The following is a 14,932-nucleotide window of genomic DNA, read 5'->3' as shown; positions in this document are numbered from 1 at the left end:
ACCACCGATGATCGTCCGATCGCTCAAGGACATCGAGAACACCGACCGGCACGTCCGGGCCAAGTCCGGCACATGGGAGAGCAAGCGCATCGTGCTCGCCAAGGAGAGGGTGGGCTTCTCCCTGCACGAGACCGTGCTGTACGCGGGCACGGAGACGTCCATGTGGTACGCCAACCACATCGAGGCCGTGCTCTGCGTCGAGGGCGAGGCCGAGCTCACCGACGACGAGACCGGTGAGGTCCACTGGATCGAGCCCGGCACGATGTATCTCCTCGACGGCCACGAGCGGCACACCCTGCGCCCCAAGACCGACTTCCGGTGCGTCTGCGTCTTCAACCCGCCCGTGACCGGACGGGAGGACCACGACGAGAACGGCGTCTACCCCCTGCTGACCGAGGAGGGCTGAACCATGACGGATCTGTACCCCCATCCCACGACGGCCACGGCCACGACGGACCTCTATCCCACGCGCGGCACGGTCGAGACCCTCACCCCCCGCCAGGACCCGGTGGTGTGGGGTCCGGGCGCGGGCCTGGAGTCGTACGAGCGTGACGGCTTCCTCGCCGAGCCCGGTCTGCTCACCGACGACGAGGTCGCGCTCTACAAGGCGGAGCTGGACCGGCTGGTGGCCGACCCGGCGGTGCGGGCCGACGCCCGCTCGATCGTGGAGCCGGCGTCGCAGGCCGTACGGTCCGTCTTCGAGGTGCACAAGATCAGCCAGGTCTTCGCCCGGCTGGTGCGCGACGAGCGGGTGGTGGGCCGGGCCCGGCAGATCCTCGGCTCGGACGTGTACGTCCACCAGTCACGGATCAACGTGAAGCCCGGCTTCGGCGCCTCCGGCTTCTACTGGCACTCGGACTTCGAGACCTGGCACGCGGAGGACGGGCTGCCCCGGATGCGGACCGTGTCGGTGTCGATCGCGCTGACCGAGAACCACGACACCAACGGCGGCCTGATGATCATGCCGGGTTCGCACCGGACGTTCCTGGGCTGCGCTGGGGCGACGCCCAAGGACAACTACAAGAAGTCGCTGCAGATGCAGGACGCGGGGACGCCGTCCGACGAGGCGCTGACGCGGCTCGCGGACGCGCACGGGATCAAGCTGTTCACCGGCCGGGCGGGTTCGGCGACCTGGTTCGACTGCAACTGCATGCACGGCTCGGGCGACAACATCACGCCGTACCCGCGCAGCAACGTCTTCATCGTCTTCAACAGCGTGGAGAACGCGGCGCAGGAGCCGTTCGCGGCGCCCGTGCGGCGACCGGAGTTCATTGGGGCGCGGGACTTCACGCCGGTGCGGTGAGCTCTTCTGGAGGCTGAGGGGCCGGGGCGGCGTGCCCCGGCCCCCTGCCCTTCCGTCGCTCCTCAGCCGCCCAGCGATTCCAGCGCGTTCAGCGCCCGGTCGACGTCCGTCGCCGAGTTGTACAGGTGGAATGAGGCCCGCAGATTGCCCGCGCGGGCGGAGGTGACCACGCCGGCCTCCAGCAGGGCCGGCTGGCGGTCGCCGAGGCCGGGCACGCCCACGACCGCCGAGTCGGAGGGGACGGCCGGGTGGCCGAGCCGGTCGAGTCCGGCCCGGAAACGGGTGGCCAGCGCGGTCACATGGGCGTGGATCGTGTCGATGCCGGTGTCGAGCAGCACCGCGAGGGAGCGCTCGGCGCCGTGGTACGAGAGGTAGGCCGGGGGCTCGTCGAACCGCCGCGCCGAGCGGGCCAGCTCGGGGACCGGGCCGTACACACTGCCCCACACGTCCTCGCCCGCGATCCACCCCGCGTGCACCGGCACCAGCGAGTCCTGGGCCTCCTCGGTGACGGTGAGGAAGGACGCGCCGCGCGGGGAGACCAGGAACTTGAAGGCACCGGTGACGGTGTAGTCGTACGCCCCGGCGTCCAGCGGCAGCCAGCCCGCGGACTGGGTGGCGTCGAGGAGCGTACGGGCGCCGTGCGCGGCGGCCGCGGCGCGGACCGCCGGCATGTCCGCGACGCGCCCGTCGGCGGACTGCACGGACGAGAAGGCGACGAGCGCGGTCTGCGAGCCGACCGCTTCGGCGAGCGACTCCAGCGGCACGTACCGCAGCTTGAGGTCGCCGCGGACCGCGAAGGGGGTGATGACGGAGCTGAACTCGCCCTCGGGGAAGAGGACTTCGGCGCCCGCCGGCAGCGACTGGGCGATCAGCCCGACGTGGACGGCGACCGAGCTGCCGAGGGCCACCCGGTCCGCGCCGACGCCCGCGAGCCGGGCGAAGGCGGCGCGGGCCCGCTCCGCCAGCTCGAAACTGCCCGCCCCCTCGGGGCTCCCCTCGGCGAGCCTCTCGGCGAGGGCCTTGACGGCGTCGACGGCGCTGCGGGGCAGCAGACCGCAGCTGGAGGTGTTCAGATACGTCAGTTTCGGCGCGAACTCGGCGCCACCCAGGGTCTCCATGGGTCCAGCCTGGATTCCCCTCAACTCAAAGTCAATTACCGAGATTTACACGTCCACCCTAAGCAATGCTTATGGATAACGGGGGTGGGCCGGGGGGGTGGGCTCAGACGGCGCAGCTGCCGTCCGTGTCGCAGACCTCCGCCTCGCCGCCCACGGGCTGGAGCACACGTCCCTCCCATGCCTGCTCCAGCGCCCGGGTGAACACCTCGGCGGGCTGTCCGCCGGAGACGCCGTAGCGGCGGTCCAGGACGAAGAACGGCACACCGTTCGCGCCGAGCTCGGCCGCCTCGCGCTCGTCGGAGCGTACGGCCTCGGCGTAGGCGTCCTCGTCGGCGAGGACGGCACGGACCTCGGCCTCCTCCAGACCCGCCTCGACGGCGAGCCGCACGAGCACCTCGGCGTCGAAGACGGAGCGCTCCTCGGCGAAGTTCGCCCGGTAGGCGAGGTCGAGGAGCTCGTTCTGCCGGCCGCGCTCACGGGCCAGGTGGAGCAGCCGGTGGATGTCGAAGGTGTTGCCGTGGTCACGGCCTTCGGTGCGGTAGCCGAGCCCCTCGGCGCGGGCGTTGGCGGCGACGCGCTCCTCCATCGCGCGCGCCTCCTCCAGGCTCCGCCCGTACTTCCGCGCCAGCATGTCCACCACCGGCGCGGTGTCCCCCTTGGCCCGGCCCGGGTCGAGCTCGAAGGAACGGTGCACGACCTCGACCTTTTCACGGTGGGCGAAGGCCGCGAGCCCCTTCTCGAAGCGCGCCTTCCCGATGTAGCACCACGGGCAGGCATGGACCAACGGAGCCACACCACGCCTGACCTGCGGAAACGTGTGTCTTGGAAACCTTCGCCCCTCCTTTAACCCGGGAAGGAATCCCTCGGTCCCTAGAATAGAACCCGCGTACGACATTTGTTGGCAGCGCGTCCGCCGGGCGTACCTGTACCGGAACCATGTGTCTGCTGTGCGGTTCTGCGGCGACGTCGCGGACCACTTCCCCTTGAGCCAGCGAGAGCTGGTGGCACGGGGTGAGGCGGATCCGGACGGGGCGAGGCATCTCCGCCCGCTGTGCGTTCGCTGCCACAACCGAGAGACCGCTAAGCGTCAACCGGGCGGGGGGGGCTGCCGCGAACGTCAAGCCGATCCGGTCCTAGGGCACGGCTCGACCAGGGGGGTACCCCCCACCCCTCTCACGCCAGAACGGCAGGGAGGCAAAAAACTCGCATGGCTGATTAGGTCGTTTTGGCGGCGGTGAATACTTCAGAGTGCAGATTGATTTCAAACGAGTCCGCTGCCATCGCCTCAGTGAGCTTGGGGGATCCCGCGCCCAGCGAATACGGTCGGTCACCTGATTCAGCCGAGAAATTCCCTCATCGCAGAGCCCCGCGCGCGTCGCCAGTACCAGGGTGGCCGGTGCGGGGCTTTCGTGCTTTCAGTCGGCAGCACAGCGTGCGTCGCGCTGCGCTCTTGCGCCGATGCGCTGGAGGGGTGAGGCTCGTGCACATCCGTGCAACCGACTCGGTACAGGAGTGCCCAATGGCCCTAAGGTTCCTGGGGATTTGGCCCAACACCCCCGATGACGGCTCGCCCACGATCTGGGTAGAGGAGGAGACCGGAGACCTGATCATCCAGTCGTGGAAGGCGGACGACGAGACGATCCGGCAGGCTCAGGAAGTCGGCTCGGTTCCGGGCCACTCCACGGACGTGCCGGACCACGAGACCGTGATCCGGTTGCCTGCCAACATGCTCCAGTTCATCCCCCGCCCGGACAGTGAGGACAACGGTGGCAACAGCGGTACGTGAATGCCTCGCGAAGGCGCAGCGCTCGGCGATGCACCTTGAGATGCGGGACAGCTACATGCGGGATGACCCCGAGTTCATCCGCTGGCAGGAGGGGCACCGGTACGACCCGGCCGACCGGGAGTCGTGGTGGCGCTCGTGGCTGGACGTGGTGGCCGAGACGACACGCCGCGGTGTGGTCATGCGCCGGCTGCGCGTCGTCTCGGAGCCGTTGAGCGATTACGTCCGCTACGAGTACGACGGCACCTTCACGAACGTCGCAGCGGGCGAGGAAGTACGTTGGCTGCCGCGTTCTCGGGCCCGTGATCTCCTGCTCCCCGCCCTGGACGGGTGGGTCATGGATGAGGAGACCGTGATCCTGCACCACTTCAGCGGCGAGGGTCAGTGGACCGGGCCTCGCATGGAGGTAGTCCACGACGCGACGTTGGCCGCGCAGTACGTCAGTGCGTACGAGGCAGCGTGGGAGCGCGCGGTTCCCCACGCGGAGTACCGGCCCGACTGATCACGTACCCATGGCTGTCTCTGCATCTTCCAGTGCCCAGCAAGCCCGGCAGGCTCTCGCGGATCGACTCGGGGAGCTTTGCCGGGATGCCGGGCTGACCGGGGCCGAACTCGCCGAGCGCTGCGAGTGGAGCCGGTCCAAGTCCTCCCGGATCATGAACGGCCGTACGCCCCCGTCAGCGGACGACATCCGGGCGTGGTGCACGGCTTGCGGAGCCGACGACCAGACCGAAGACCTCATTGCCATGCTGCGGACAGCCGAGGGCATGTGGGTCGGCTGGCGACGGATGGAGCGGGCCGGGCTCAGGCAGGCGCAGGAAGCCCGCCTACCGCTGTACCAGCGCACCCGCCGTTTCCGGTCATACTCATCGTGGCTCGTGCCCGGCATGATCCAGACCCGGCCCTATACGACGGCAGCGCTACAAGCCATCCAACGACGGCGCGGCCTGGTGGACGACGTGGCCGAAGCCGTGGCCGCCCGCATGGAGCGTCAGCGGGTCCTGTACGAGGGTGACCGGCGGTTCGCGTTCCTCGTCGAGGAGTCGGTGTTGCGGACGGGAATCGGCGGCGCTGACGTCATGTCCGGTCAGCTCGGCCACTTGATCTCCGTTGCCTCACTGCCCAATGTCAGTCTGGGAGTCGTCCCCATGGCGCCGGACCGGGAGCGCTGGCCGGCTGAAGGGTTCTGGATCTACGACACGGCACAGGTCAACGTCGAATTGATCTCCGGCTACCTCACGCTCACGCAGCCGAGCGAGATTGCGCTTTACGCCGACACGTTCGCGGAGCTTGCAGCGCTCGCGGTGTACGGGGCCTCCGCCCGCGCGCTGATCACATCAGCCTTGGACGCCCTCGGGTAACTCGCGTGCAACCTCGTGCAATGCACTGAGGATTGGGCTTTCGCTCTCCGTAGCGTGGTCGTCGTCGGATCACGTGAGGGGACGGCGGACGATGGCGAGCCAAACCAGATCGAATGCGGGCGCGAAATCGGAGTACCTGACTTACGCGCCTACGGGTGAGAGGTGTTCGAACTGCGACGGGCCTATCGGCAGCCTTGAACAGGTGCACCGGGACATCGTTGCGCGGATCGGTGCCCCGCCCACCGTGGTGTACCGGCACCGCGAGAACGAGTGCCCGAAGTGATCACGAAACGGGATGTCGGAAAGCTGGTGGAGGACAGCGCGGGTCGTGTCGGCATCCTGCGGGATCTCGACCCCGAGTGGGAAGACCCGTCCGACCCGCCGAACCGACGCAGGAAGCGCCCCATCGCCTTTCTCTGGTCCGAACACGGGGCCGCGAGTGGCACGCCGACCCGGCCACCGCAAGGCCCGCCTGACCCCCACAGCCCCCGCCCCCGCCAGGGCGGGTCAGTAAGTGAAAGCCCCACACCATCACGAGTTGAGGAGCACGAGATGCCCAAGCACGGCGGCGGTACCGGAAGCGGACAGGGCGGAAGCCAGCAGGACGACGGCAGCAGCGGACGCGGACACGGGGGCGGCGGGTCCGAGACGAGCGGCGGGAACAGCTCCGACGGCTCCGGCCCCGCGAAGAAGTAGCACCGGATGGCCGCGCGCAAAGAGGAGGTGGGCCCCTCGGGGCTCGCCTCCGCGCTCGTTGCTTCGGGCGCTCTGCAATCGGACTGGCTGCCGACCTACGAGGCGGTGCCCCGGGACAAGTTCGTACCTGACCGCATCTGGCCCGGAATCTCGGACGGCACCCGGCAGAACCCCATGGTGGACCGCACCGAGGACCCGGACGCGTGGTTCGCGGCGGTGTACTCGGACATCCCGCTGACCACCCAGTGGGACGACGGCAGCCACACCGGGGACGGGCTGGGCAAGACGCCTTCCAACTCCAGTTCGCAGCCTCACATGGTGTTCTCGATGCTGGCCGATCTCGGCGTCGCAGACGGGCACAGGGTGCTGGAGATCGGAACGGGCACGGGCTGGAATTCGGCACTGCTCGCACACCGGCTCGGCGCCGAGAACGTCGTCTCCATCGAGTTCGACCCTGAGGTTGCGAAGGGGGCCGGGGAGAACCAGCGCACCGCGGGTCTGTCTCCGCTGGTGATCGTCGGTGACGGCCGGCTGGGGTACGCAGGAGGGGCACCGTATGACCGTGTCATCGCGACGTGCTCGGTCGGCGAGGTTCCCCGGGCATGGGTGGACCAGACGCGTTCGGGCGGGCTGATCGTGGCCCCCTGGGGAACCCTGTACGGCGGTGAAGCCATCGTCAGGCTGACCGTGGACGGCGGAACGGCGAGCGGGCGCTTCACGCGCTCCAGCGCCTTCATGCGCCTGCGGCAGCAGCGCCCGGACCTACCACGGCATGACGCCTATCTGAACGGCCACGAGTGGCCTGCGGACGGCACCAGGAGCACCACCACGCTTTCGCCCGCCGAGGTTGGCGGGTGGGTGGAACAGTTCGCCATCGGGCTCCAGATGTCTGGGGCGTTCTGGAGCGTGGAACGCTATGACGACGGCACGTACACCCTGTGGACGTACAGCACCGACACGGAGTCGTGGGCATCGGCCGACTACGAACCCGGGGCCGACTCGTTCGCGGTGGTGCAGGCGGGTCCCCGCCGGCTGTGGGACGAGACGGAAGCCGCCTACTACTGGTGGCACGGACAGGAGCGACCCGGGTTCGATCGGTTCGGATTGACCGTGGCTGACGGCATGGAACGCGCCTGGCTCGACTCCCCGGACCACCCCGTCCCCGCCGTGGGCTGACACCCCGCACTGCCCTGGTCTGCGCTTCCCCCGCGAGCGCCGACCGGGGCATCTTCGCGTTCGTCACCGCTGGTCAACGGCCCTGCGATAACCTGTGGTTCCGTTGGTTCACGCGCAGGCGATGTCGCTCCAGATCTCGACGCGCATGCTGTTCCACTCCCACTCATACGGCCCGGAGGGACCTCCTCCGCTCACGGGAGGGCCAACGCGGCCGTCACCCGGCTCATTCCTGACCTGCGGGGAGTGTGAGCCGCAGCACGAGATGGCTGCCGGCGCGCGGGGCCGCCGGGTCGGGGCGCCAGCCGTGGGCCGCGTAGAAGGCCTGGGCGCGGGCGTTGTGTTCGTACACCTCCAGGCGGGCGGTGGTGACCCCGGCCGTACGCCAGGCCTCGACGCACGCCGCGTGCAGCCGCGTGCCGACGCCTTGGCGCCAGTGAGCCGGGGCGACATGCAGTTGGGTCAGGTACATGACGCCGTCGCGGACGCCGAAGGCGGCGGCCCCGGCCACCTCGCCCTCCCGCTCCGCGCACAGCACCCGGCCCTCCGCGACGGCGGCCGTCCACCCGGCCCGGCCGCGCGCCAGCTCCTCGGGGCCCAGGAACTCCCCCTCCCGCAGATGACCGCGGTAGTAGGTGGCCCGGGCCTGGCGGTGCAGGGCGGCGATGGCGTCAAGATCTTCGGCGTGGGCGTATCGGATCACGCGACCGAGGACGCGGACGGACCGGCGGCGGTTGCGGGAAGGCAGGGAATGCCCGCGGGCAGACCGGGGCGGTCGGCGCTGAGGTCCGTGGGCAGGCCGCGGCGGGTGAACGAAGCGCGGTACGCCGTCGGGGTCAGGCCCGTGCGGCGCAGCACATGCCGGCGAAGGGAGTCCGCCGAGCCCAGGCCCGCGGCCCGGGCCAGCTGGTCCATGGCCAGTTCCGTCGTCTCGAGGAGCTCCTTCGCCCGCTCCACCCGCTGGTGCAGCAGCCACTGCAGCGGGCTCACCCCGGTCTCCGCGTGGAACCGGCGCGACAGCGTCCGCACCGACACCCCCGCGTGCCGGGCCAGGTCGGTCAGCGTGAGCGGCTCGTCCAGGTGGCGCATGGCCCACGCGCGCGTGCAGGCGAAGGAGACGCCCCGTTCCGGCGGCAGCGGGGTGTGCGTGAACCGCGCCTGCCCGCCGGGCCGTACCGGCGCGACCAGCGCGAGCCGGGCCACCGCGTTGGCGACGGCGGCTCCGTAGTCGGTACGGATGATGTGCAGGCACAGGTCGATCCCGGCCGCGTCCCGGACGAGGTGAGGATCGGCCCGTCCTGCACGTACAGATCGGCCCGTCCTGCACGTACAGGACGTCGTCCTGCAGGTCGACCGACGGATGACGGGCGGCGAGCGCCTCGCGGTACGTCCAGTACGTCGTCGCCGCCCGGCCGTCCAGCAGCCCCGCCGCCGCCAGCGCGAACGCGCCCGTGCAGAAGGACGCGATCCGCTTCCCGGCCGCTGCGGCCCGCCGCAGCACGTCCAGGATCCGCGCGTCGGGCGCGTCGTACACCCCGCTGCCCGCGAGGACCACCGTGTCCGCCGTGTCCACCACGTCGAGGCGGTGCGCGACGACCAGCTCCAGACCCCCGGCCGTGGCGACCGGCCCCGGGTCGGGGGCGCAGATCAGCGTCTCGTAGCAGCGCTCCCCGTCCACCTCGGCCTTCTCGAACAGCATCTCGGGGATGGACAGGTTGAACATCGACACCGGCGGCGCGGCGATCACCTCGACCCGCCGGGCCGACGACCCCAGCGCCACCGACATGGCCAGAACCTCCGGGCATATGGCATTCGGGCCACTACTGCTGGCGGCCGTGAACATCGCCTCGGCGAAGGTCGCGGCTCGCTACGGCCCCCGGCTGCCGATCGTCACCGGCCAGCTGGTGGCGGTCGGCGGACTGCTGCTCCTGCTGACGGTCGGCCCGGCAACACCTCTGCCGCCGCTGGCCGTCACCCTCGTCCCGCTGGCCCTCGGCTGCGGCTTCTCGCTGCCGCCGCTGATCGCCGCGATGATGGAGGCCATGCCCGCCGACCGCGCGGGCACCGCCGCGGGTCTCCTGAACGCCGTCCGCCGGACCGCGGGCGGCCTGGCCATCGCGGTCTTCGGCTCGCTGGTGGCGGGCGGCTTCGCCACCGGCCTGCGCACCAGCCTGCTGGTGAGCGCCGTGCTGCTGACGGTTACGACGGCGGCCTCGCTGCGACTGCCCCGCGCCTGAGGCCCGTACCGGTCGTTCAGGAGCCGTCCCGCAGACCCTGCGGCCACGCCGGGCGGTACTCGATCCGGTCGAAGGAGACCACACAGCCCTCGCCCACCGGCGACTGCGCCATGAAACCGACCAGCGCCGCCGACGCCTGCTCCGTCGTCCCCAGCGAGAAGATCCGCACGAACGTCCACTTCTCGCCGTCCGTCGACGCGTGGAACGCGAACGCGCCTCCGGTCCTGCTGACCCTCAGCCAGACACTGTCGCCGTCGACCACGAAGGAGTTGGCGTCGTCGGAGTGCCCCCGCGTCACGACCGTGCACACCGTCGGCCGGTCCGGGGAGAGCTCCAGGCAGAGCTTGGCCCACTCCCGCTCGGCAACGTGGACGTACAGCACACCCGCGTCGAAGGCGGCACCAAAGCCCGCCTTCACGCGCGCGAGGAGCTGGAAATCGCCCTCGGGCGCGCCCAGCAGACGCGGCGCGTCCGACGCCGGGTCCAGCGCGTCGCCCGTGGGCGGCACGAAACGGTCCTGCCGGGCGCCCGCCCAGCCGTTCAGCACACCCCGTTCGTACGACCAGTCGGCGTCGGGACCGTAGGCGCGCAGCGGGAAAGGGAGTTCGGGGAGAACCAGATCCATGGGGGTCAGTGTTCCAGGCGCCCGTCGGCACGACGGGGAAGACCGGGAGTATTGCCGTCACACGGCTCCCAAGGGAGCAGCGTCCGGGGGATCCCGTCCGCTGTGGTCTCGACCGCAGACTGCTCGGGCGGGCTTTCCGTCCAGGGGTCCGGGCTCCACACTGGTTCTGCTGCCCGCCCTGCCCCTGTTCGCTATTCTGACCGCAGTTCCTATAGGTGAACGCGAACACAAGGGGTGCGGGGCGAATGTCGACTGCCGATTCGGGTGGGGCGCAGGTCAAGTCGGCCGTACGCACGGTGGAACTGCTCGAATACTTCGCGGGCCTCCCCGGCATGCACTCCCTCGCCGCCGTCCAGGAAGCCGTCGGCTACCCCAAGTCCAGCCTGTACATGCTGCTGCGCACCCTGGTCGATCTCGGCTGGGTGGAGACCGACGCCACCGGTACGCGGTACGGAATCGGCGTACGGGCCCTGCTCGTCGGCACCTCGTACATCGACGGCGACGAAGTCGTGAGCGCCGCCCGGCCCACCCTCGACCGGCTCTCCGACGACACCACCGAGACCATCCACCTCGCCCGGCTCGACGGCACCAACGTCGTCTACCTCGCGACCCGTCAGTCCCAGCACTACCTGCGCCCCTTCACCCGCGTCGGCCGCCGGCTGCCCGCCCACTCGACCGCGCTCGGCAAGGCCCTGCTCGCCACCCACACCGACGAGCAGGTCCGCAAGCTGCTCCCCGAGACCCTCCCCGCGGTGACCGAGCACACGATCACGGACCGCGAGAAGCTCATCGACGAGCTGCACGCCGTCCGCGAGCAGGGATACGCCGTGGACCGCGAGGAGAACACGCTGGGGCTGCGCTGCTTCGGCATCGCGATCCCGTACCGGACACCGTCGCGTGACGCGATCAGCTGCTCGGTGCCCGTGGCACGGCTGACACCGGGCCACGAACAGACGATCAAGGACGCGCTCTTCGACGCGCGCGACCGCCTCACTCTGGCGACGCGCCGGCTCTGACGGCCAGCGCCTTCTGCCACACCGGGCTGTCGACGTAGTGATTGTCGAAGCGCTCCGACGACTCCCTGATCTCCTCGAACCCCGCCTCACCGCGCATCACCCGGCCCAGCAGCCGCAGATAGTCGAAGCGCGCCATCCCCGGCGTGAACACGAACAGCACGTCCGCCTCGGCACCCGGCGCGGCCGCGAAGGCGTGCGGGGTGTGCGGCGGTACGAGCAGGAAGTCGCCCTCGTTCAGGACGGTCAGCTCCTCCCCCACCAGCACCTCCAGTGAGCCGCCGAGCACGAAGAACATCTCGGACGCCTTGGTGTGGAAGTGGGCGGGGGCTCCGACCGCGCCCTTCGCGAAGGACGAGCGGTAGCTGGTGAGCAGGCCGCCGGTGGTGTCCGAGTCGGTCAGGAGGGTCATCACACTGCTCGGGTCCGCGGTGGTCTCGGCGTCGGCGCCGCGGGTGAGGACGGGGGCGAAAGCCGGGATGTTCAAAGGCGTCTGCGTGTTCATGAAGATCAGCTTAGGAGCAGATCGACCCGCCAGGCAGGTCATTCAGACCCCTCGATCGTGGGTCAATTTCCCCCTCGCCCCACCGGACCGCCCGCACAGCTCTCCCCCGCACGGCGGAGGCGGTTCGTCATCAGGCAGGACGTGCCCGCACAGTGCGGCCGGGAGCGTGGGAGCCATGACACCACCGCTCTCCCCCGCCCGCCGCGCCCTGCGCGCGATCACCGTCGCCGCCTGCCTGCCGTACGTCTCGCTGAAGATCGCCTGGATCGCGGGCAGCCGGATCGGCATACCGGACGGCAGTGTGCTGCTGGAGCACCGCACGGTGATGGCCGTCGCCAACGGCGTCACGGTCCTGATGGACGCCGCCGTCGTCGTGCTCGCCCTCCTGCTGACCCAGGCCTGGGGGCTGCGGGTCCGGGCCTGGCTGCCGGCCGTGCCGATGTGGGGGGCGACCGGGCTGCTCTCCCCGATCGTGGTGGCCTACCCGGCCCAGCTGGTCCTCGCGGCGTTCATGGGCGCCCCGCGCCGGGTCGCCGACGGCCGCCCGTTCCTGGAGGACTGGGTCTTCGGGGTCGTCTACGGCGGTTTCATCGTGCAGGCCCTCGCACTCGGCGCCCTGTTCGTGACGTACGCCCGGGACCGCTGGGGGCACGTGGCGCGGGGCCGGGTCGGTGAGCTGCCCCGGTCGCTGTCCGGCGCGGGGACGCGGGCCACGGCCGTCGTCGCCTCGCTCCTCGCTCTCGTACCGGTGGCCCTGCACACCCTCTGGGCCTTCGGTGTGGAGGGCGGCCTGACGCCCGCCCGGATCGCGGAGCGCACCAGCGACTTCGCCCTCCTGGAGGGCATGCGGGTCGCCTTCGCGGCGGTCGCTGTGGCGGGGACGCTGATGCTGGTGTTCCGGCTGGGCCGGTCGCTGCGGGTGCGGACCCCGCTGGCGCTGGCCTGGCTGGGTTCGGCTGCGCTCGGCTCCTGGGGAGCCTACCTGCTGACGGCGGCGCTGCTGCCGGTCGACGATCCCGGCAAGCGGGTCACCGGGTGGATGCTGACCGCCTACGCTGGAGAAATGATCACGGGGCTCCTGATGGCCGGCTGCTTGGCGGTCGTGCTGCGGCGCCGCGGCGCGTAGGGCGGGGGCTCAGGAGTGCGGGGGAATACGGGCAGGGCCGTGGCCGGCAGGCTGTTCGGGCGGCGGGCGCGGCTGCGCTGGGTGCATCTGATCCTGGGCGGGGCCCTGCTGATGCCGTACTGGCTGCTGGGGACGGTGGTCGCCGGGCCGCTGCTGGGCGGGCAGGCGATGTTCGCGTCGTCGCCGGCCGTGCAGTTCACGGCGTATGCGATCGCGCTGCCCCTGGCCGCCGTCACGGCGCTTTTCCCGCTGACCCGGCCGATGTCGGTGGCGGCGGCGAGGTCGCTGTGCGGGGTGGCGGAGGGGCGGTTCGCGGAGGGTCCGGCGGACAGCCGGGACGCGCGGCTGCGGACGGCGGGCTGGTACACGCTGCACGTCGGGCTGGGCGGGCTGGTCAGTGGTGCGACGCTGGCGTTGCCGCCGTTCGCGGTGACGACGATGCTGCTGCCGTTCTCGCCCGGTCTGCGTGCCTCCGCGGTGGCCCATTTCTGGTCGCTTGACCAGGAGTGGCTGGTCTACGGGGGTGTGCCCGCCGGTCTTTTGATGCTGCTGGCGCTCGTGGCGGCGGCGGCGTGTGCGGGGTCGTTCATGGCCCGTCAGGCGCCGCGGCTGCTGGGTCCCACCCCGGCGGACCGGCTGGCGGCGGCCGAGCGGCGGGCAGCCGAGCTGGCCGTACGCAACCGGCTGGCGCGGGAGCTGCACGATTCGGTGGGTCATGCGCTCAGTGCGGTGACCTTGCAGGCGGGTGCGGCGCGGCGGGTCCTCGATTCGGACGCGGCGGCGGATGTGGCGTTCGTCCGGGAGGCGCTGGCGGCGATCGAGGAGACCACGCGGCGCACGGTCGGTGAACTCGACGCGGTGCTCGGCCTGTTGCGGCAGGGCGAGGACGACGGGGAGCTGCCGGGGCCGGGCCTTGAGGCGCTGGACGGGCTCCTCGCGGGGGCGGCCGCGGCGAAGGTGGGCTTAAGGATCGGTGAGGGTCTCGACCGGGTGCCGGCGGCGGTGTCCAGGGAGGCGTACCGGATCGTTCAGGAGGGCCTGACGAACGCGGTGCGGCATGCCGGCGGTCAGCCGGTGACGGGGTGGATCGGTGTGGACGGGGAGGAGTTGGAGATCGTGATGGAGAATCCGCTGCCGGCCGGGGGGCCGGTGGTCCGGCCGGGTGGGGGCCGTGGGCTGCGTGGCCTTGAGGAGCGGGCCCGGCTGCTGGGCGGTACGGCGGCGTCGGGTCCGGTCGGCGAGGTGTGGCGGCTGGCGACCCGGCTGCCGGTGGGCGGTGGCCGGTGACGGGCACTCCGATCAGGGTCGTTCTGGCGGACGACGAGCGGATGGTACGTACGGCGCTGAGGGTGATCCTGGACGCCGAGCCGGATGTCGAGGTGGCCGGGGAGGCGTCGACGGGGGCCGAGGCCGTCTCGGTGGTGCGTGAGGTGCGGCCCGATGTGGTGCTGATGGATGTGCGGATGCCGGAGATCGACGGGATCCGGGCCACGGAGCAGATCCTGGCCACGATGGAGCGGCCGCCGCGGATCGTGGTGGTGACGACGTTCGAGAACGACGCGTATGTGTATGACGCGCTGCGGGTGGGGGCGGCCGGGTTCGTGCTGAAGCGGTCCGCGGCGGACGAGCTGGTGAGCGCGGTGCGGCTGGTGGCGCGGAGTGATTCGCTGCTGTACCCGGCGGCGGTGCGGGGCCTGGCCGCGGAGCACGCGCGGCGGCGGCCGGCGGCTCCGCCATGGGCGGCGCGGCTGACCGACCGGGAGGCGGACGTGCTGCGGCTGATGGCGACGGGCCTGGCCAACGCCGAGATCGCGGGGCGGCTGGGGGTGGGTCCGGCGACGGTGAAGACGCATGTGGCGGCGGTGCTGGCGAAGACGGGGGCGCGGGACCGTACGCAGGCGGTGATCGCGGCGTACGAGTCGGGGTTCATCACACCGGGGTAGGGCTCCCCTGAGGGCTGCGGCGCGGAGATGAGGATTCCCTGAGAAACCG

17 protein-coding genes and 1 pseudogene are annotated in these 14,932 nt (G+C 71.0%); 12 read left to right on the top strand and 6 right to left on the bottom strand.

What is annotated here, in order from left to right; translation table 11 throughout:
- Positions 1–7: 7 nt before the first annotated feature.
- Together IEZ01_RS08510 and thpD are read left to right on the top strand one after the other, a co-directional pair.
- Positions 8–406, top strand: a complete 399-nt coding sequence (locus IEZ01_RS08510) for an ectoine synthase (RefSeq protein ID WP_019885283.1) — start codon at positions 8–10, stop codon at positions 404–406.
- Between the two features lie 3 nt (positions 407–409).
- Positions 410–1,303, top strand: a complete 894-nt coding sequence (thpD, locus tag IEZ01_RS08505) for an ectoine hydroxylase (protein ID WP_189200764.1) — start codon at positions 410–412, stop codon at positions 1,301–1,303.
- A 62-nt stretch (positions 1,304–1,365) separates the two neighbouring features.
- Here thpD and IEZ01_RS08500 read toward each other — a convergent pair whose 3' ends face one another.
- Complete coding sequence (locus tag IEZ01_RS08500) at positions 1,366–2,421, bottom strand: aminotransferase class V-fold PLP-dependent enzyme (RefSeq protein ID WP_189200762.1); 1,056 nt, start codon at positions 2,419–2,421, stop codon at positions 1,366–1,368.
- 103 nt (positions 2,422–2,524) lie between these two features.
- Positions 2,525–3,205, bottom strand: coding sequence for a DsbA family oxidoreductase (locus IEZ01_RS08495; RefSeq protein WP_189200821.1), 681 nt, complete (start codon positions 3,203–3,205; stop codon positions 2,525–2,527).
- A 735-nt stretch (positions 3,206–3,940) separates the two neighbouring features.
- Here IEZ01_RS08495 and IEZ01_RS08490 point away from each other — a divergent pair.
- The 5 genes from IEZ01_RS08490 (at position 3,941) to IEZ01_RS08470 (ending at position 7,437) form a co-directional block, all read left to right on the top strand.
- Positions 3,941–4,207, top strand: coding sequence for a hypothetical protein (locus IEZ01_RS08490; protein ID WP_019885287.1), 267 nt, complete (start codon positions 3,941–3,943; stop codon positions 4,205–4,207).
- The gene (locus tag IEZ01_RS08485; protein ID WP_342342038.1) at positions 4,188–4,706 is read left to right on the top strand and encodes a DUF6879 family protein; all 519 of its coding nucleotides are present in this window, start codon (positions 4,188–4,190) and stop codon (positions 4,704–4,706) included. The genes IEZ01_RS08490 and IEZ01_RS08485 overlap by 20 nt, the downstream gene beginning before the upstream one ends.
- Before the next feature lie 10 nt (positions 4,707–4,716).
- Positions 4,717–5,565: a helix-turn-helix domain-containing protein gene (locus IEZ01_RS08480; RefSeq protein WP_019885289.1), complete on the top strand. Its 849-nt coding sequence runs from the start codon at positions 4,717–4,719 to the stop codon at positions 5,563–5,565.
- 552 nt (positions 5,566–6,117) lie between these two features.
- Positions 6,118–6,261 (top strand): hypothetical protein, encoded by a 144-nt coding sequence (locus tag IEZ01_RS08475; RefSeq protein WP_019885290.1) that lies wholly within the window; start codon positions 6,118–6,120, stop codon positions 6,259–6,261.
- Between the two features lie 6 nt (positions 6,262–6,267).
- Entirely contained in the window at positions 6,268–7,437 is a 1,170-nt protein-coding gene (locus IEZ01_RS08470) for a methyltransferase domain-containing protein (RefSeq protein WP_189200761.1), read from the top strand.
- Between the two features lie 223 nt (positions 7,438–7,660).
- Here IEZ01_RS08470 and IEZ01_RS08465 read toward each other — a convergent pair whose 3' ends face one another.
- On the bottom strand, positions 7,661–8,137 hold the full coding sequence (locus tag IEZ01_RS08465; RefSeq protein WP_019885292.1) for a GNAT family N-acetyltransferase: 477 nt from the start codon (positions 8,135–8,137) through the stop codon (positions 7,661–7,663).
- Positions 8,134–9,220 (bottom strand): annotated as a pseudogene (locus IEZ01_RS08460) (GlxA family transcriptional regulator). The gene IEZ01_RS08465 and the pseudogene IEZ01_RS08460 overlap by 4 nt, the downstream one beginning before the upstream one ends.
- On the opposite strand from IEZ01_RS08460, the gene IEZ01_RS08455 reads away from it, so the two are divergent.
- Positions 9,141–9,671 carry an MFS transporter gene (locus IEZ01_RS08455; protein WP_019885295.1) on the top strand — a complete coding sequence of 177 codons (531 nt, stop codon included), beginning with the start codon at positions 9,141–9,143 and terminating at the stop codon, positions 9,669–9,671. The pseudogene IEZ01_RS08460 and the gene IEZ01_RS08455 sit on opposite strands and share 80 nt — an antisense overlap.
- A 16-nt stretch (positions 9,672–9,687) precedes the next feature.
- Here IEZ01_RS08455 and IEZ01_RS08450 read toward each other — a convergent pair whose 3' ends face one another.
- Positions 9,688–10,296: a DUF1349 domain-containing protein gene (locus tag IEZ01_RS08450; protein WP_019885296.1), complete on the bottom strand. Its 609-nt coding sequence runs from the start codon at positions 10,294–10,296 to the stop codon at positions 9,688–9,690.
- Positions 10,297–10,541: 245 nt separating this feature from the next.
- Here IEZ01_RS08450 and IEZ01_RS08445 point away from each other — a divergent pair, with 245 nt between their 5' ends.
- The gene (locus tag IEZ01_RS08445) at positions 10,542–11,312 is read left to right on the top strand and encodes an IclR family transcriptional regulator (RefSeq protein ID WP_019885297.1); all 771 of its coding nucleotides are present in this window, start codon (positions 10,542–10,544) and stop codon (positions 11,310–11,312) included.
- Here the strand turns inward: IEZ01_RS08445 and IEZ01_RS08440 are convergent.
- Positions 11,287–11,814: a cupin domain-containing protein gene (locus IEZ01_RS08440; protein WP_028797390.1), complete on the bottom strand. Its 528-nt coding sequence runs from the start codon at positions 11,812–11,814 to the stop codon at positions 11,287–11,289. The genes IEZ01_RS08445 and IEZ01_RS08440 overlap by 26 nt on opposite strands.
- 175 nt (positions 11,815–11,989) lie before the next feature.
- Here IEZ01_RS08440 and IEZ01_RS08435 point away from each other — a divergent pair, with 175 nt between their 5' ends.
- From IEZ01_RS08435 to IEZ01_RS08425, 3 genes are read left to right on the top strand one after another with little or no spacing between them, the layout of a single operon-like run.
- Positions 11,990–12,940, top strand: coding sequence for a hypothetical protein (locus IEZ01_RS08435; RefSeq protein WP_189200760.1), 951 nt, complete (start codon positions 11,990–11,992; stop codon positions 12,938–12,940).
- 39 nt (positions 12,941–12,979) lie between these two features.
- Entirely contained in the window at positions 12,980–14,227 is a 1,248-nt protein-coding gene (locus IEZ01_RS08430; RefSeq protein ID WP_189200758.1) for a histidine kinase, read from the top strand.
- The gene (locus tag IEZ01_RS08425; RefSeq protein ID WP_189200756.1) at positions 14,224–14,883 is read left to right on the top strand and encodes a response regulator transcription factor; all 660 of its coding nucleotides are present in this window, start codon (positions 14,224–14,226) and stop codon (positions 14,881–14,883) included. The genes IEZ01_RS08430 and IEZ01_RS08425 overlap by 4 nt, the downstream gene beginning before the upstream one ends.
- The last annotated feature ends 49 nt before the right edge of the window (positions 14,884–14,932 follow it).

It is taken from the genome of Streptomyces purpureus (genome assembly GCF_014648195.1).
GTDB classification, from domain to species: domain Bacteria; phylum Actinomycetota; class Actinomycetes; order Streptomycetales; family Streptomycetaceae; genus Streptomyces; species Streptomyces purpureus.
The sequence above is the reverse complement of the archived record's forward strand: the minus strand, read 5'-3'. Positions and strand labels throughout refer to the sequence as shown.